The sequence below is a fragment of the Streptosporangium sp. NBC_01810 genome (assembly GCF_035917355.1).
In the GTDB taxonomy this organism is placed as follows: Bacteria; Actinomycetota; Actinomycetes; order Streptosporangiales; family Streptosporangiaceae; genus Streptosporangium.
Genome location: NZ_CP109070.1, coordinates 631643 through 648683 on the forward strand (window position 1 = coordinate 631643; position 17041 = coordinate 648683).

Here is a 17041-nt window from a genome sequence, read left to right on the forward strand (position 1 = left end):
CTTACGAGAGCTTGAATGACTTGATCACCTTGTCCACCGTTGAGATGCCGAGATTGTCCGGCACGGTGATGTAGGCCAGCGCCGGTCGGCTGCCCTCACCACGGTCGACGATCAGGAACGCGGCCCGCTCTCGCTTCCACTTCCAGCCGTTGGCCTCGGACTGCTCGGAGAAGTCCAGATCGAAGACGAACAGCCAGGCGTCCTTGCCGCTCACCTTGACGGCCTTGTCCTCGATGATCTTCCGGCGGTGCGGGGGGCTGTAGAAGTTGGGCTCCACGACCTGCAGTAGCGTCGCGGCGACCGAGCGCATGCTCTCGACACCCTGGTAGCCGTACTGGTCGGGAAGCTCGCCGGTCAGCACGTTGCCGACCCAGTTGCCGCCCTTGCCGTCGAAGTTCTCATGGGCGGGGGCGATGGCCGCGCTGGTCCAGGTGAACCCGAGCCCGCTGCCGATGCTGGGAGGGACCCGCCACGGTCCTGCGGGGACCTCGTAGGACAGGCCGGTCACCGGGTCGGTGATGCGCCCGTACACCGGCTGGGGCGGCGTGTTCTGCGATGGCCCCGGCCCGGGGGTCGGCTCCTGGCTGGGGGTCGGGCCGGGTTCCCGGCTAGCGGTGGGAGGCGGCGTACGGGGTGTGACGGGCTCGCCGGCGTTGTTCCTGCTGCCGGGGTTGACCAGATACATCGCGGCGACCACGATCACGACGATCAGGACCAGCGCGCCGCCACCGCCCAGGATCCACGGGAGCGGACCGCTCTTGCGCGGCGGTGGCCCGGACGGGTAGCCGTCGTACCGTGGGAGTGGCATCTGCGCCGTGTTGCCGTCCGGCTGCGCCGCGCCCGCCGGTTCCCGCTGTGCGGCCTGCCGGCTCCACTGGCCGGCCGGGTCCGTCCCCGCGAGCTCTCCCGGCGGGGGAGGCGGCCCCATCTGCTGGACACCCTGCCCTGCGGGGTGCGGCTGGGGGAGGGGGCCGGTCTGCGGTCCCTGCGGCGTGCCCTGCCCTGCGGGGGTATCCGCCTGATGGGTGGCGTCGGTCCATTGGTGGCCGTCCCACCACCGCAACAGCGGCGAGCCGTAGGGGTCGGGGTACCAGCCGGAGGGGATCTGCGTGGTCATGGCCGTCAGAGTAGTAAGAACGGCTTTGTACTGCATTGCGGACCTTGCGGACCACTCATGAACATTTGTAGGTGAAGGTGGCTCTGTCCTGGATCTTTTTGCCCTCGGGGACCGGTGAGAGCAGCGACAGGGTGATGGTCCCCTTGAAACTTCCCTCGCCCTTGACCGTCCAGTCCAGGCTTACCTGGTGCGAGGTCGCCCCGGACGCGGTCCGGTCGGTCTGCACGATCGGCTCCTTGCGGTCGCTCCGCTTCCACCGGTAGCGGACCTCCCCGCCCGCGCCGTTGGTGTACAGGACACCGGTGATCTTCACCGTGCTGTCGCATCCCTGGGTCTTCCTGGGGGCGCTGACGTCCACCCTCGTCACCTCCAGCGGTGTCGCCGAGCCGCGGAACAGCCAGAGCGCCAGCGCGCCCACGACCATCAGCGCGAGGATCGCCGAGGAGAGGATCGTACGACCACGACGCCGCCGGGCATGGGGGGCTGCGGCGGCCCCGAGCCTGTCGGAGGGCGGCTCGGTCTGCTGCTGGTCCCGGCCGGTCCGCCAGATCTGGGCGGCCGTGGTCTCGGCGGGCACCCCGGGACCGAAGCGCAGGACCACGTCCTCGGGCCGGTGCTCGCCGGTCCCCGGGGTTCGCTGCTCGCCGGTTCTCGGGACGTGGAGCAGTGTGACGATCTCCCCCTCGTCGGGGGCGGCCGGCACGGGTGGCGGAGGCCCTCCCGGATTGGGCGCCTCGTGTGTCGGCCACCGATGCAGGGTCTCCACGAGCCTGTCACGGGTCGTGAACCCGGACGGTAGCGTGTCGCGCCCGGCGAGCAGGGCGTCGCGCGCGGCGGGGAGTCCTCGGATGGAGGCCGTCGCCGCCACCCTCTCCAGCAGCCCCGCCGCCTCCCGGTCGGCTGAGGCCCAGGTGGCGGCCAGCCCTCGGGCGAGTGACGCCCAGGCGGCCACGTCCCGCTCCGGCGCGGGCGGGCGGCCGAGCAGCGCGTCGAGCAGCCCCCGCTCCGAGAGCAGCGCCGACCCGTCCGGGGCGATCACCACGGTGCCGGGGTGGAGCTCACCGTGGCTGAATCCGGAGGCGTGAACGGCCAGCAGTGCCCGTGCCGTCTCCATCAGGACCGTGGCCGCGCTGCCCGCGTCGGGCCGGGGTGATCCAGGTGCGCCGGACAGCAGGTCGCGCACCGTCGGGCCCGCCGGTTCCGAGGTGATCAGCCAGACCTCGTCCTGGGCCGTGATGAGGTCGGCGATCGGGACCAGCCCGGTCAGGCCGCTCTGCGTGAGCCTGCGGTCGGCGATCACGGCCGCGATCAGCCTCTCGCGGGCCGAGGGATCGGCGACCAGTCGCGGGTCGAATCTGAGCGCGCTTGCCTGCCGCCCGTCGGCCGCGACGGCCGACGACCAGATTCCCAGGTCGTCGGCCCAGGTACGACCGGTCAACCGGAATCCGGCGACGCCGCTCCGGTCAGTGTTCATGATCGTGCCCGCTCCCTGTCCTTAGCGGCGTTTCCTGTACCGTCCCGTCATGCCGCGCTTGACGGTCAGTGTGACCGGCACGGCACCGCTTGTCATCAGACCCAGCGCGAGGAACACCGCGGGGGTCACCGCGGCGGAGGGCAGGGGCGAGCCGGTGAGCTGGGGGGTTCCCTCGGGGGTCGGGGTTCCCGCAGAGGTCGTCCCGGAGGGTGAGGGGGCGGGGGTGGTCGGCCGCGTCCGGGTGGGGGAGGCCGTTGGCCGGGTTGGGGTCGGGGTGGCGGACGGCGGTCTGGTCGTGGGCCTGTCCGGATTACCCGGACTGCTGAGCGTGGAGCTCTCATCGGGGGAGGGAGACGCGGACGCCTTCCTGGTCGGCTTACTCGTCGGCCGCTTGGTCGGCCTCCTGGTGGGTGTCGCCGACGCCTTGGGTGTCGCCGACGCCTTGGGCGTCCTGGTGGGCGGCGCGGTGGGCGGCGCGGGCGGGAGGCCGGAGGTGCTGCCGCTCGGTGTCGGCGTCGCGGAGGGCGCGCCCGCGGTCGGTGACTCCGCGGGTTCGTCCGGCTCGTCGAACTCGTCGCCCTCGTCTCCGGGGAGCACCGTCTCCAGCGGGTCCGAGGGGGTCGGGTCCTGCGTGACGGCGGAACTCTGCGACTGGATCTTCGTGGTGCCGCCTGAGCCGACCAGTACCGCGCTTACCCCGCCGATCACCGCGATGCAGCCGACGCCAATGAGGATCTTGACACTCAGCTTGCCGAGCGAGGAGGTCCTTCCCCTCTTGCCGTCGAGCTCGGTCATGGCCAGCGAGGTGTCGGCCGCCGGGGCGGGGGCGTCCAGCGGGAACATCCCGGCCAGCAGCCCGACGATCCCGGCCAGGCGGCGGCGGCCGCGCTCCTGCCAGTCGGGGCCGTAGGCGTCGGCCGCCACCGCCTCCAACTCGGTGAGGAACGCGGAGGCGGTCGGCGGCCGGTCGGCGGCGTGCTTGGCCAGGCCGCGTTCCACCAGTCCCTGCAGGGCCGGGGGCACCTCCTCGACCGGCGGCGGCATGACCTGGTGCTGGCGGGCCAGCGCGGCGATGTTCGTGGCCCGGAAGGGGCGGGCGCCGGTCAGGCATTCGAAGAACACGACGGTGGCGGCGTAGACGTCCGTGGAGGGCCCGGCCGGTCCGCCCACCCACTGCTCGGGTGCCATGTACGGGGGAGTGCCCGCGGGGGCGTCGCCGTTGCCGGAGCGGACCGCGATGCCGAAGTCGACGAGCTTGCTCTTCCCGTCGGCCTCCACCATCACGTTCTCGGGCTTGAAGTCACGGTGCACCACGCCCGCCGAGTGCGCGGCGGCCAGCCCCATGAGCGAGCCCTTGAGCACGAGCAGCGCCGCCTCGGGGCCGGTCGGCCCCTCAGAGCGCAGCAGCGCGCGCAGGGCGACGCCGTTGATCAGCTCCATGACGATGGCCGCGCCGGCGCCGGTCTCGACGTAGTCGTACAGCCGGACGGAGTGCGGGCTCTTCAGGGTGTTGAGCACCCTGGCCTCGTGCCGGAAGCGCGCCACGAAGCCGACGTCGTTCCTGAGCTCGTCGGACAGATACTTGATCGCTACCAGGGCGCCGTCGGCATCGTGGCGCGCCATCACCACACGCCCCGCCGCGCCGGCGCCCAGCTCGCGGATCTCGGTGTATCCGGGGACTTGCCAGGCCGATGGCGTGCCGTACATAACGGTCTCCTCAGTTGTCTGGGCCCCCACCCATAACAGACGGACCGTAGCCTAGCCATAGAGAAACGTATTTCGCGCATTAATCGCGAATCGGTCTCGCGCCGTATGGCTGATCAGTGCGAGCGGCCGGACTTCGGACCAGGAGGCGCGCCCCGTGGCGTCGGCCTGTCGCGGAGGCTTAGCGAGCGGGCATGGTCCGCGACGCGATGTGCGCGGGGACGGTCAGGTCCCCGGTCATCGCGGGGTCGGGCTCGGGGGTTCCCCAGACCTGGTGGAGCGGCAGGACCCCCGCCCAGATCGGCAGCTCGTAGTCCTCCTCGTCGTCGATCGGCGGGCCCTGCCGCACCTTCACCGACGCCTCGGCGAGGGAGAGGGCGAGCACTGTGGTCGCGGCGAGCTCCTTTCCGGTGGGCGCGCGGCTGGCGTCCCACTGGCCGGGGGCCAGCTGCTCGGTGATGGCCCGCAGCCCGGCCAGGTGCTCCTCGCCGCCCGCCACCCGGCGGACACGGCCGTAGACCATGGCGCAGCGGTAGTTGAGCGAGTGGTTGAAGGCCGAGCGGGCCAGCACGACGCCGTCCAGGTGGGTCACCGTGACGCAGACCTCGTCCGCGTTCCGCAGGGAGGTGGCGCCGGTGGAACCGTGCAGGTAGAGGGTGTCGCCGATCCGGCCGTAACCGGTGGGGACGACCATGGGGAAGCCGTCGACCACGACGCCCAGGTGACAGACCAGCCCGGCGTCCAGCACCGCGTACAGGTCCTCGTGAGAGGTCAGGCCCCTGTTCTTCGAGCGGCCGAGGGTGGTACGGGGAGTCGTAGAGAGCATGGCACTAGTCTAAAGAGAAGTGGACATTCAGAATACGTCCACTTTCACGCACTTATAGGAGACCACTTTGCCGCGCCTCGCCGTCGACCTGCCCGTTTTGGTGGACCGCGACTCCGGCACGGCACTCGCCGTCCAGCTCGGCGACCGCCTCAGGGCCGCCATGCGCGACGGCACCCTCGCCTCCGGCGAGCGCCTGCCCTCCACCCGCTCCCTCGCCGGCCAGCTCGCGGTCAGCCGTACCGTCGTCACCGAGGCCTACCAGCAGCTGTACGCGGAAGGCTGGCTCGAAGGACGACACGGCTCCGGCACCTACGTGGCCGACATGGTGGTTCCCCCCGTGAACGAGCGCGCTCGCGGCCCCCTCGCTCCACCTCCCGCCGCCCTTCCAGGCCGGGACACCCCGCCAGGGGACGGAGAGCAGGTGATCGACCTGCGTCCCGGGCGGCCGTGGGTCCACGACTACGACAGGGCGGCCTGGCGCAGGGCCTGGCGCGGAGCCGCCGACCTGCCGCCGGTGAGCGACCCCGACCCCCGCGGGCTGCCAAGGCTCCGCGTGGCCCTCGCCGAGCACCTGCGCCGGACCAGGGCGATCCCCGTCGGGCCGGAGAACATCATGGTCACCCGGGGCACCGGCAACGGGCTCGACCTGGTCGCCGCCACCTTCCTGCGGCCCGGTGACCGGGCCGGCGTCGAGGAACCCGGCTACCGCGTCGCCAGGAACGTCTTCGCCGGGAGGGGAGCGGAGATCGTGCCCTGCCCGGTCGACGAGGACGGGATCGTCGTGGACCGACTCCCGGACGACCTGCGCGTCCTCTACACCACCCCGGCCCACCAGTACCCCCTCGGCGGCCGCCTGCCCATCCCGCGCAGGGAGCGCCTCCTCGCCTGGGCCCGCCGCACCGGCGCGATCCTCGTGGAGGACGACTACGACGCCGAGTTCCGCTACGACGTCGCGCCGCTGCCCGCCCTGCACGGCCTCGATCCCGAGCGGGTGGTACTACTGGGCAGCCTGAGCAAGGCCCTGACGCCGGACATCGGCGTCGGCTGGCTGGTCACCCGGCCGAGCCTCATCGAAGCCATCGCCCTGACCAGGGACAACCTGGCAGACCGCACCGGAGGCCCGGCCCAGCAGGCGGTGGCGGTGCTCTGCGAGAGGGGGGACCTGGACCGGCACCTGCGCCGGATGCGGCTGGAGTACGCGCGCCGCCGCGCCGTGGTCGTCGACATCCTCGGCTCCAGGGTCACCGGCGACACCGCGGGCCTGCACGTCATGGTGGAGCTCGCGGAGCACGCGGTCACACCCCTGGTCGAGGCCGCCCGCGCCCGCGGCGTGCTGCTCGACTCGATGGCCCGCCACTACCACGGGCCGCAGCTGCGGCACGGCCTGGTGATCGGTTACGGCTCCGCGTCGCAGGCGGACGTCAGGCGGGGCGTCTCGGTGGTCGCCGGGCTGATCGGGTGAGAGCGGCGTCTCGGTGGTCGCCGGGCTGATCGGGTGAGAGCGGCGTCTCGGTGGTCGCCGGGCTGATCGGGTGAGAAAGGACCGTTCCCACATCGCGGACGCGGTCAGGAGGACTGCAGGGACGTTCGCAGGCGGCCGTACGTCTTGAGCGCGCGGTCGGCGGTGGTGCGCAGCAGCGGGTTGGCCAGGACCGTGCCACGTGCCTTGCGCACCGGCACCCGCAGCATCCAGTGGACCCCGGCGCCGGGGCTCAGCCGGGCGACGCGGCCCTCCGAGACCTCGTACTCGCCGTTCTTCAGCTTCTCCTTGTACTCCTTCTCCCCTCGGCCCATGTCGATGACTCCGATCCCGGCCTCCGCGGCCTTCTCGGCCATGGCCAGGTGGTGAATCAGGCCGGGGGAGTACTTCGCGAAGGCGGTGTCGTAGGCGGGGAACCAGCCCGCGAGCGTGGTGCCGGTGCGCAGGCCGAAGTGCCCGGCGACCGGCTTCTCGTTCACGTACACCATGTCGAGGACACCGCCGAAGTGCTCGGTGTCGGTGGCGAGGAGCCGTTCGACCAGCTCCACGATCCATGGCCGGGCGAACCTGTCGTTGCGGCCGGTGCGGCGATACTGCTCGGTCTTCCAGCCGAGCAGGGTGCGCAGCGGCGCCAGGTCGGTGGTGGCGTAGTCGTGCCGGAGCGTCCCGGCGTCACGCTGGAGCTTGCGGCTCTTGTACGCCGTCGAGCGGTAGGTCTTGCCGGAGGTCACCTTGATCGTCTCGATGTACGACTCGAAACCGTCGCGGAGATCGATGATCGGTGAAGGGTGCCTGCTGTGCCCCGGCTGGAGCAGCGGCTGCCCCGCGATCAGGTGGTCGAACTCGTAGACGGCCAGACCACAGGCCCTGATCAGGCGCCGTGCGTCGATCTCCACGTCCTTGGCGTGGACCAGCCCCTGCGCGTCGGTCAGGCCCGCGGCCACGGGCATGCCGATCCCCATCGGATGGCGTTCGAAGGGGAAGAACCCCACCACGTCCTGTCCTTCGTACAGCACTGCGACCCGGACGCGCTCCTGCAGGGCGCCGACGGTGACTGTGAACTCCGGCGACAGGAACGGGCTGTCGAAAGCGGCGTCGGCACCCTGGAGAGTCCTCCAGCGGTCGATGTCGACCGGTCCGAGATCACGGGGCTGAACGATTGAGACGCGCATGAGCTCCTACTGGGATGTGCGGGGTCCCCTACGTCATCCTGTGCAGGATGCCGTAAAGCTCAAGCATGCTGGTAGGGACGTAATGTAACGATAAAGGATGGAAGGGATCCCCAGCGGTGGGATAGGCAACGTTTCGGGATCTCATTGTGGGGCTCCAGGTGGCGCCCCTGACCCGAGTGGCGTTCTAATGGGGGCCATGAGCACCCCTGGCATCGACTGGCTCCGCCTCGTCGGATGGATCGCCGCCAACGTCCCCGGCGCCGGCGAGCCCACCGGAGTCTCACTGATCGCCGGTGGCAGGTCCAACCTGACGTACGTCGTCGAGACCCCCGGGCGCCGTCTGGTGCTGCGCCGCCCGCCGCTCGGGCACGTGCTGCCGACCGCTCACGACATGAGGCGTGAGTGGCGGGTGATCTCGGCGCTCGCGCCGACCTCCGTCCCGGTGCCCGAGCCGGTCGCCTTCTGCGACGACCAGGACGTGATCGGAGCGCCGTTCTATCTCATGGCGCATGTGGACGGTGCGGCCGTGCGGAGCCAGGAGGAGGCGCGGGAGCTCACCCCCGAGCAGACCCGGAGACTGTCGGAGCGGCTGGCGGAGGTGCTCGCCGCGATCCACGCGATCGACTACCGGAAGGTGGGCCTGGCCGACTTCGGGCGCCCCGAGGGATACATGGCCCGCCAGCTGGAGCGCTGGGGACAGCAGTGGGAGCGGTCGAAGACCGGCGAGTTGCCCGCGTACGACCGTCTGGTGGCACTCCTTCGCGAGCGCCTGCCCGCCCGCTCGGCCTCGACGCTGGTTCACGGTGACTACCGGCTCGACAACACACTCGTGCGAATCTCGCCGGACCCCGACATCCTCGCCGTCGTCGACTGGGAGATGTCCACACTCGGCGATCCCCTGGCGGACCTCGGCCTCACCCTCACCTACTGGCAGGACCCCGGCGACACCGAGCGCGCCTCGATCCCGGTCGCGGCGGGCGTCACCGTGGCCCCCGGCTTCCTCACCACCCGCGAGTTCGCCGCCCACTACGCCAAGGTCTCCGGCGCGGACCTGTCCGACCTGGACTTCTACCTGGCCTTCGGCAACTACAAGCTCGCCGTCATCGTGGAGGGCATCCACGCCAGGTTCAAACAGGGCAAGACCGTCGGCGAGGGCTTCGAGCACATCGGCGCCGCCGTTCCCACGCTCGTCGACCGGGCACTGCGGGTCCTGGAGGGCTGAGTCTCCGGCGGTTGCGATCCCCGGCTGTACTGCGGGTTCTGGAGGGCTGAGTCGGCGGTCGCGGTCCCGCTGTACTGCGGGTCCTGGAGGGGCTGAGTCTCCGGCGGTCGCGGTCCCCGGCCGTTTCGGACTCGTGGCGGGGGTGTCGTACGACCCCGTGACCGGGGGCGTGCCGGGAACTACCGTTGACTTTCAACCGTCATGCAAGTCGTCATGGATACGCTGGCGACACGACCGGTAACGCTTGCCTGTGAACCATCTCAGGCCATCGTCACGCCCGTTGCCACTGTGGAACGCTACATTCGTTGACCTGCGAGGATTGAGGAATCGGTGATACCGACTAACGGACGGCACCAGCGACGGCGCCCGGCCTGGCCGGTCGCGCTGGGGGCGATGGCTGTAACAGCGGTGCTGGTGGTGGGCATTATCGCCTTTGCTGTCAAGCCGGATGTTCCTCGCGGACAGAGCATGACAATTCCTCCCACGCAGGCGGCGCCGACGCTGGAGGAACCACCCGCGGTCCAGGAGTGGCCACGCTGGGGCATCACCCACACCGAGTTCAGCGCCGACAACGAGGACGGCAAGGTCACCGAGGCCGCCTCCCACATGCTCAGCCGGGTTCCGCTGCTGCAGAACCAGCACATCATGGGCTGGGGCGCGGGCAATCCCGAGCCCGCGCCCGGCAAGAACGACTTCCGCGACCTCGACCGTCGCATCAGGTTCATGTCCAAGTCCCAGGCCATCCCGATCATCACGCTCTGCTGCTCACCCGACTGGATGAAGGGCGGCACCTCCGGCCGGACCGACTGGACGCAGCTGGAGACGGCGCCCCGGCGCGAGCACTTCGACGACTACGCGAAGCTCGCCGCGACGGTCGCCAGGCGCTACCCCACGGTCAAGCACTACATGGTCTGGAACGAGCTGAAGGGTTTCTGGAACAACGCCCAGAACCGCTGGGACATCGAGGGCTACACCGAGCTCTACAACAAGGTCTACGACGCGCTGAAGGCCGTCGACAAGGACATCAAGGTCGGCGGACCCTACGTGTCGGTCGGCAGCACCACCACTCCCGAACGGGGGGCGGAGATCCAGGGACCGTGGGGGAGCGTCGTCCAGCGTGACCTGGAGGCGGTCGAGTACTGGATCGAGAAGAAGAAGGGCGCCGACTTCATAGTCGTCGACGGAGCCTCGGTCACCAGGGAGGCCGGTGCCTACCCCGACGAGTTCACCGCCCTGGGCAAGTTCGGGGCCCTCACCACCTGGCTGCGGCAGAAGAGCGGCGACCTGCCGGTCTGGTGGGCCGAGTGGTACGTCGAGCCGGACAGCAGGAACTGGAGCGAGGAGCGCCGTATCGCCGTCCAGACCGCCGCGATGATGGAGTTCGCCACCAGCGGCGTCACCACCTCGCTCTACTGGAACCCGCAGCGCAAGTCCACCGGCGGCGACAACCAGGTCTGCCTGGGCTGCCTGTGGCACCCGAGCACCGGTGAGGAGATGCCCATGGCGGGCGTCCTGAGCGGCTTCGCCAAGTGGTTCCCCAACGGGACCAGGCTGGAGACGGTCACCTCCTCCAACGGGAAGGTGCGGGTCCTCGCCCAGGAACGTCAGCTCGTGATGGTCAACACCACCAACGCGGCCGCGAGCACCACCGTGGACGGCAAGCAGTTCCAGTTGAAACCGTACGAGATCAAGTGGAGCGAGCGCGTCGGCGCCTAGTCTCCGGTCGGACGGCGCCTCGCCGCATACGCCCGCGAGGCGCCGTCCGACGCTACGGCGCGATCCGCAGCGGTTAGGCGCTCTCCGGGCGGGCAGGGGAACGGGAGGGCCTGCGCCAGTCGGTGAACCAGCGCAGCAGCCACTCCACGGGCCCGTAGTGATGGCGGCTCAGCCACCACCGGCTCCACACGGCCTGGACCGCGAAGATGGCGATGCCGATCGACACGACGGAGAACGGGCTGAGCTGGTCGATCAGGCTCATCCCGTAGCCGGTGAAGATCAGTGAGCTGATCAGCGACTGTCCCAGATAGTTCGTCAGCGCCAACCTGCCGGGAGGAGCGAGCACCCCGGCCAGGCGCGGTGCCGCGGGGAGCAGGCGCAGCAGGGTGGCGGCGTAGGCCGCGGCCAGCAACGGCGCGGTGACCAGGTTCACCGACTGGCCGACCATGTGGTACGCGTGCCCACCGCCCGACCAGGTCGAGTGTGCGTAGACCACGGCCCCGGCGAGGCCGACGGTGAACCCCGACCACTGCAGCCGCCGCAGCGTCGCCGTGTGCCCGGACAGGTCCCTCAGCAGGCGCATCTTGCCCAGTGCCAGTCCGACCAGGCAGGCGGCGAGCACCGTGGGGCCCTGGAAGAAGACCCGCAGCACGAAGATCCTGGCGAGTTTGTGCAGGTGCTCGTTGATGATCATGGATGCGGAGCCGTGCAGGGCGCGGTCGGACATGGCGGCCTGGGCGGCGCTCTCGGAGACGGCCCCCGAGGCGTCGGTGCCCAGCGTCGCCAGCACGGCCAGCAACAGCGTCCCCACCGCCAGCGCCACGGTCAGCGCGACCGCGGAGATCATCGCGGTGCGCGGGGTGATCCGCCGCACCGCCAGCAGGACCAGCCCGACTATCGCGTACGTGGCCAGGATGTCACCGGGGAACAGCAGGATCCCGTGGGCGAGGCCGAGCAGGAACAGCCCTCCCAGGCGGCGCAGGAACCTGGGGGTGAAAGCCGTCGCCGAGGCGTGCGCCGAGTCGAGCTGGAGGGTGAAGCTGTAGCCGAACAGGAAGGCGAAAAGCAGATAGAACTTGTTCTCGAAGAACAACGAGACGATCCAGCGCACCTCCCAGTCGAGCGGCGCGGAGAACGACGGCGCCGCCAGCCCCGCCATCCGGTATCCGGAGGCGAGATAGGTGATGTTGACCACCAGGATGCCGAACAGCGCGAAACCACGCAGCGCGTCGACCGCCGCGATCCGCCGTCCCCCGGCCTGGGTGGAGGTCCCCGCCCGGCCAAGGGGTTCCCCAGCGAACATCCAACCGTCCTTCGACCAGGCTCTGAGACGTACGTCTCCCGGCAAACGGTGCCCAGTATGGCGCGGCGAGGCCGCGAGCCAAGAGACTTTGCTCTTTATTGAAGCTGGTACCCGATGACGATGAAGCGCTCCGCGATCACCGCCAGGGCCAGCACGAACGCGGGCACCGCGACGAACAGGATGCGCCTCCTGGCCCGCTTACCCCGGCCTCGGCCCCTCAGGCAGAACACCTCGTAGGTGAACAACGCGATCCAGGTCACACCCAGCGCGGCCAGGCCGACAGGCGTCCATGGCGAGGTCGGGTCGCTGCCGCCGAGCGGCACCCCGCGCTCGGGGATCTCGGTGCCCTCGGGGAAGGACTTCAGCGTGTAGACGGCGGCGTCTTCGCCGTTGAAAACACGTGTGACCTCCTTGCTGGCGTCCAGGGCGGCGCGGAACCGCGGGGCCCAGTCACGGGGGTAGCCGTGGTTGAGCTGCAGGTATCCGGCCTGCGCGCGGGTCGCCACCAGGTAGGTGTTGGGTGGTGACGCGCGAAGCTTGTCGATCACCGCGGAGATACGGGCCGGGTCCGGGTTCACCAGCGCCTGCTCGTAGGAGATCTTGTCGAAGTCCTGTTCGCCCCACGGGATGATGGGCGTGACCTCGGGGCCGAGCACCGGGCTCAGGTAGAGGACACGGGCACTGGGTTCGTCGTGGTCGTAGATGTAGCGCATCGCCGCGACCTCGCTCGCCGAGACTCGCTCGAACTGCTCGTTGCCGTATCTGGCGACCAGGAAGACCATCGCCAGCGCCATGGCGCACCCGGCGGCCAGCAGCAGTGAGATCCGGCGCGTCAGCTCCGGGTTGAACCGGATGTTGCGTTTGCGGATCGGCACCGTCTCCTCCGGCGCGTCCTCGGTGCCGGCGGGAAGGTTCGGGAAGAAGGCGTACGCGGCCAGGATGCAGGCGCCGGGCAGCGCGAACAGGTAGATCCGCAGGCCGATCTCGCCGCCGTAGTTCTGCAGCCCGAGCGCCAGCACCGGGACGCAGAGCAGCAGCAGGGCCGCGCGGTCGCCGACACCGCGCCGCACGCGGCGCAGCAGGCCGACGGCGGCCAGCGTCAGGATGACGCCGCAGATGCCGAGGCGGGCCATCAGGACGAGGGCGTGCCTGGGATCGCTGCCGTCGATCCGGTCACCGGTGTTGCTCTGCAGGTTCTGCAGGATCCGGCCCAGTCCGCCGAAGAGCTGGTCGATGTGCCCGCTCCAGAAGGTGACCGTCTGGTAGCTGATCCACGACAGCACGATCAGGCCGAGGAAGAACGGTAGCCCCCAGCTGAGCGAGGAGCGCCGGAGCAGGATCAGGCCGGTCAGCGCGCCGAGCATCATGAACGGCGTGATCTGGTGCGAGGCGGTCGCGGTGCCGAACAGGCCGATCAGCACGATCAGCATGATCACTCGGTCGTAGGCGCCCGTCGAGTGGGGCAGCTCACCGGGGGTCAGCCCGTCCAGGCGGGCCAGCAGCCGCCGGATGGGGCCCTTGGCCGGCATCGGTTTGTCGCGGGGCTCGACCTTGCCGAACCAGCGCAGCACGATCGCCACGAAGGCCAGGTAGATCGCGTACGTGAAGCCCTGGGAGGAGAAGTAGTCCTGGCCGATCCACTGGACGATGACGAACAGCAGGGCGGCGAACCAGCGGGCACGGGTGGTGGCGACCACCTGGCGCAGGATCAGCACGAACGGCAGCAGGTACAGCAGGTTCGACAGCAGCGGCGTCCACCGCATGATCGTCGCCAGGTCGGTGACCCCGGCGGCCTTGGTGACGAACGCCACCAGCGCGAAGAACCCCGGCCAGGCGAGGCGGGCGTCGAGGATCGCGGACGACTCGCCGGTGCGGTTGATGTACTCCACGAAGCCGGCGTGCACGTAGGCCGTGGGGAACCTGGCCTCGTCCGAGATCAGGGCCGACGCCCCGTGCAGGGCGAAGGTGATCGCCGCGATCTGGAAGAGCAGCAGGAACTTGCGGTCGGTGTTCTGCGCGATCGTGACGAAGAACGCGACGAGCATCAGCAGGATCGCGGCGAACGCGGTCAGCGGCATGGCCGAGATCAGGCCCAGGGCGTCGATCTTGGTCACGTCGACGCCCCGCAGCGGGCCCGGTGCCACGCGCAGGGCCAGCACGTACATGATCAGGCCTTCGACCGTGAGCAACGGCGGCAGCCACACCGCGGCCGACTGCATCACGGCCGTCATTCGCGACGGTCTGGCGGCGGCCGGAGCCGCCTGTCCCGAAATCCGCCGCGCGCTCTGCGGCTCCCGACGGCCCGTTGGAGCTCCCGGGGCCTCCGAAGCGGTCTCAGTGACCTCAGGGGCCTCAGAGGTCCCTGGAAGCAGGCTGGGCGTCGCGACGGCCCTTCTTCGCCGCTCCGCCGCCCCCACCGATCCCGCACCCACCGATCCCGTGCGTTCCGATCCCGTGCGTTCCGATCCCGTGCGTTCCGATCCCGTGCGTTCCGATCCCGTGCGTTTCGGCGTCGGACGGAGCGGTGCCGAGGGCAGACGCATCTCCGTCGTGGTGTCGATCTCGCTGTCGGAGGCGCCCTCGGCCGCCTCGACCTCGGGGGCGTCCGCCGTGGGCGGTGAGATCGGGCGTGCGGGGAGCCGGATGACGGCGGTGGTCTCCATGTCGTCGCCGTCGGAGGTGTCATCGGGAGCCCGGCCGGAGATCACGCCCGGTGGCGCACCCGGCGTATCCGGTGCGTCGTCCGCGTCTCCCGGGGCACTGTCGCCGCCGTCACGGTCTGCGCCCGGCGCTCCGCCGTCACGAGAGGCGTCGGTGGCCTCGCCGTCCCGGTCGGTACCCGGTGCGGCGGTGTCGGGAGTCTCGCCGTCGGGCGCCTCGTCCAAAACCTCCTGAGCCTCGGAGGACGCCGCGCCGGTGTGCTCGCTGTCGGACCCGTCGCGCGCTCCGTCCGAAGGCGCGGGGTGGGTGGGATCGGTCTCCCCGACCTCGGCGGTCTCCGTCGCCGGTGTCGTCGTCACGTCATTACCTGCCCGTTGCCTCACGTCTAACATCATGGCGGCTACGCGGACCGAGGTGCGACGGGCGAACACGGAGATACATCATGTTCGACTGCTTTGCGTAGACCGTTGAAGAGCAATACCGCGACCGGATTCCGCCCGGCGGCACCCGTACCGCCACCTGCGCTCCCGTGCGGGAGCATCGGCGAGGACGGAGAGAGAGACGAGCGCACCCGGGAGGGCGCCGGCCCGCGGGCCACGCCTCTCCCGGCTGGAGAGGCCGCTCACACCTGGCCGCGCACCCGGCGCAGACCATATCTCGTGCGCCTGACGACAGCGTAGCCCTTCGTCAGCATCCGTTCTTTCATGTAGATCAGCGGGACCTGGTTTCCCTCGACGGCCCGGCTGAACATTCTCATCGACGTGCCCTCGGCGATGGTCAGGCGCGGCAGCGCGAGCACGTCGTGCCGGTCGGCGGCGATGGCGTTGCTCACCGCGCAGGCGGCCCAGTAGCCGGCCCGCCGGACCTCGCGCCGCACCCGCGCGCTGGAGTAGCCGTACGGGTAGGCCATCGTCGAGACCAGGGAGCCGATCTTGTCTTCGAGCAGGGCCTTGTTGCGCCGCAACTCCTGACGGAGCTCGTCATCCGAAAGCTGGTCCAGCTGCGGATGGCTGTGGCTGTGGCCGCCGATCTCGATGCCGCACGAGGCCGCCTCACACGCCTGGCTCCACGACAGCATCGTGTCCAGTGGCCTGCCCGCCGCGTCCTTGCCCGCGTCGCTGACCCACCCGCTGGTCAGAAAGACGGTCGCGGGGAAGTCGTAGCGCTCAAGCAGGGGCAGCGCCTCGCTGTGGAAGTCGGCGTACCCGTCGTCGAAGGTCACCACCACCGGCCGCTCCGGGATGGAGCGGCCGTTGTTCTTGTGCAGCGAGGCGACCAGGTCGGCCACCGTCAGCGGCGTGAACCGGTTCTCCTTCAGGTAGGCCAGTTGCTCGGCGAAGGCCGAGGGGCGTACCGCCAGCGGCTTCGTCTCGGCGTTGGGCCGGTCGGAGACCGAGTGGTACATCAGGATCGGTACGCGGATCATGAACGCACCCGCTTCAGTCGAAGGGAACCGATGACGTAACCCCAGGCGGTCCAGGCGAGACCGACGACGATCGCACCTGCCCTGCCCAGGCCGGACAGATCACCCCGCAGCGCCTCGCCGACCCCGCGCAACGCGCCCAGCGGCAGCGCCTTCAGCACGTGCGCCCGCTCGCTCGACAGCCCGTCGCCCGCCCCCACGCTCTGGGTGACCAGCGCCTTGGACAGGCCCTCCGCGTAACACCGCGAGCGGAAGTAGGCGAAGGTGGCGCGCACGGCCGGCACCTTGTGGCCGATCACCGCGGCCGGTTCGAACAGCATCCCCGAACCGGGCATCCGCTGCGAGAGCCGGATGCAGAACTCGGTCTCCTCACAGCCCAGCGGGCGTGGCTTGCGCCCCTGCACGCTGCGCCCGATGCCGGTGTGGAACCCGCCGACACCGCCCACGACCTCCCTGCGGAAGGCCGCGTTGCCGCCCATGACGTTGCGGATCCGCGCCCGCTCCGTGGGCATGCCGCGATAGCTGCAGCCCACGGTCCAGTCGAACTCGTGGGGATACCAGCCGGGCCGGTGCCCGGTGCCCCACAGCGGCCTGGTCAGCCCGCCCACCCCCACGATGGTCGGGTCCTGGAAGCCCTCCTCCAGTGCTTCCAGCCAGCCAGGCTCCGCGACGGCGTCGTCGTCCAGGTACGCCACGATGTCGCCGGAGGCGGTCGCCGCGCCGGTGTTCTTGCCACCGGACAACCCCTTCTCCTGAGCGTTCTCCACCACGATCGCGCCGGGGTACTCCTTCTTCAGCTTCAGATGGAGGTCCGGGTTGTAGTCGACGACCAGGATGATCTCGTGCGGCCGGTGGCTCTGGTTCTCGACCGACTCGACGGCTGCTCGGATGTCCTCCCAGCGTTCCTCGGTGTAGACGCAGATGACGACACTGCTTCTCATGG

General features: G+C 70.2%; 12 protein-coding genes. 3 read left to right on the top strand and 9 right to left on the bottom strand.

Annotated features, from left to right (window positions below; all coding sequences use genetic code 11):
- Position 1 precedes the first annotated feature (1 nt).
- From OIE13_RS02920 to OIE13_RS02935, 4 genes are all read right to left on the bottom strand, one after another.
- The gene (locus OIE13_RS02920) at positions 2-1117 is read right to left on the bottom strand and encodes a DUF2510 domain-containing protein (protein WP_326643409.1); all 1116 of its coding nucleotides are present in this window, start codon (positions 1115-1117) and stop codon (positions 2-4) included.
- Positions 1118-1172: 55 nt separating this feature from the next.
- On the bottom strand, positions 1173-2591 hold the full coding sequence (locus OIE13_RS02925; RefSeq protein WP_326643407.1) for a hypothetical protein: 1419 nt from the start codon (positions 2589-2591) through the stop codon (positions 1173-1175).
- A gap of 21 nt (positions 2592-2612) precedes the next feature.
- On the bottom strand, positions 2613-4298 hold the full coding sequence (locus OIE13_RS02930) for a serine/threonine-protein kinase (RefSeq protein ID WP_326643405.1): 1686 nt from the start codon (positions 4296-4298) through the stop codon (positions 2613-2615).
- Positions 4299-4476: 178 nt separating this feature from the next.
- On the bottom strand, positions 4477-5121 hold the full coding sequence (locus tag OIE13_RS02935; RefSeq protein WP_326643403.1) for a pyridoxamine 5'-phosphate oxidase family protein: 645 nt from the start codon (positions 5119-5121) through the stop codon (positions 4477-4479).
- A 67-nt stretch (positions 5122-5188) separates the two neighbouring features.
- On the opposite strand from OIE13_RS02935, the gene pdxR reads away from it, so the two are divergent.
- Positions 5189-6583 (top strand): MocR-like pyridoxine biosynthesis transcription factor PdxR, encoded by a 1395-nt coding sequence (pdxR, locus tag OIE13_RS02940; protein ID WP_326643401.1) that lies wholly within the window; start codon positions 5189-5191, stop codon positions 6581-6583.
- A 104-nt stretch (positions 6584-6687) separates the two neighbouring features.
- Here the strand turns inward: pdxR and OIE13_RS02945 are convergent, their stop codons facing one another.
- Positions 6688-7773: a GNAT family N-acetyltransferase gene (locus tag OIE13_RS02945; RefSeq protein WP_326643399.1), complete on the bottom strand. Its 1086-nt coding sequence runs from the start codon at positions 7771-7773 to the stop codon at positions 6688-6690.
- A gap of 196 nt (positions 7774-7969) precedes the next feature.
- Here OIE13_RS02945 and OIE13_RS02950 point away from each other — a divergent pair, with 196 nt between their 5' ends.
- Both OIE13_RS02950 and OIE13_RS02955 read left to right on the top strand, forming a co-directional pair.
- Positions 7970-8995 (top strand): phosphotransferase family protein, encoded by a 1026-nt coding sequence (locus OIE13_RS02950; RefSeq protein WP_326643397.1) that lies wholly within the window; start codon positions 7970-7972, stop codon positions 8993-8995.
- A gap of 468 nt (positions 8996-9463) precedes the next feature.
- A complete protein-coding gene (locus OIE13_RS02955) occupies positions 9464-10711 on the top strand; it encodes a GH39 family glycosyl hydrolase (RefSeq protein ID WP_326643395.1) in 1248 nt (415 codons plus the stop codon).
- A gap of 73 nt (positions 10712-10784) precedes the next feature.
- Here the strand turns inward: OIE13_RS02955 and OIE13_RS02960 are convergent, their stop codons facing one another.
- The 4 genes from OIE13_RS02960 to OIE13_RS02975 form a co-directional block, all read right to left on the bottom strand.
- On the bottom strand, positions 10785-12014 hold the full coding sequence (locus OIE13_RS02960) for a DUF418 domain-containing protein (RefSeq protein WP_326643393.1): 1230 nt from the start codon (positions 12012-12014) through the stop codon (positions 10785-10787).
- Between the two features lie 95 nt (positions 12015-12109).
- Positions 12110-15034: a hypothetical protein gene (locus OIE13_RS02965; protein ID WP_326829485.1), complete on the bottom strand. Its 2925-nt coding sequence runs from the start codon at positions 15032-15034 to the stop codon at positions 12110-12112.
- A gap of 263 nt (positions 15035-15297) precedes the next feature.
- The gene (locus OIE13_RS02970; protein ID WP_326643389.1) at positions 15298-16101 is read right to left on the bottom strand and encodes a polysaccharide deacetylase family protein; all 804 of its coding nucleotides are present in this window, start codon (positions 16099-16101) and stop codon (positions 15298-15300) included.
- Positions 16098-17039, bottom strand: coding sequence for a glycosyltransferase family 2 protein (locus OIE13_RS02975; RefSeq protein ID WP_326643387.1), 942 nt, complete (start codon positions 17037-17039; stop codon positions 16098-16100). Before OIE13_RS02975 ends, OIE13_RS02970 begins: the two co-directional genes overlap by 4 nt.
- Positions 17040-17041: the final 2 nt, after the last annotated feature.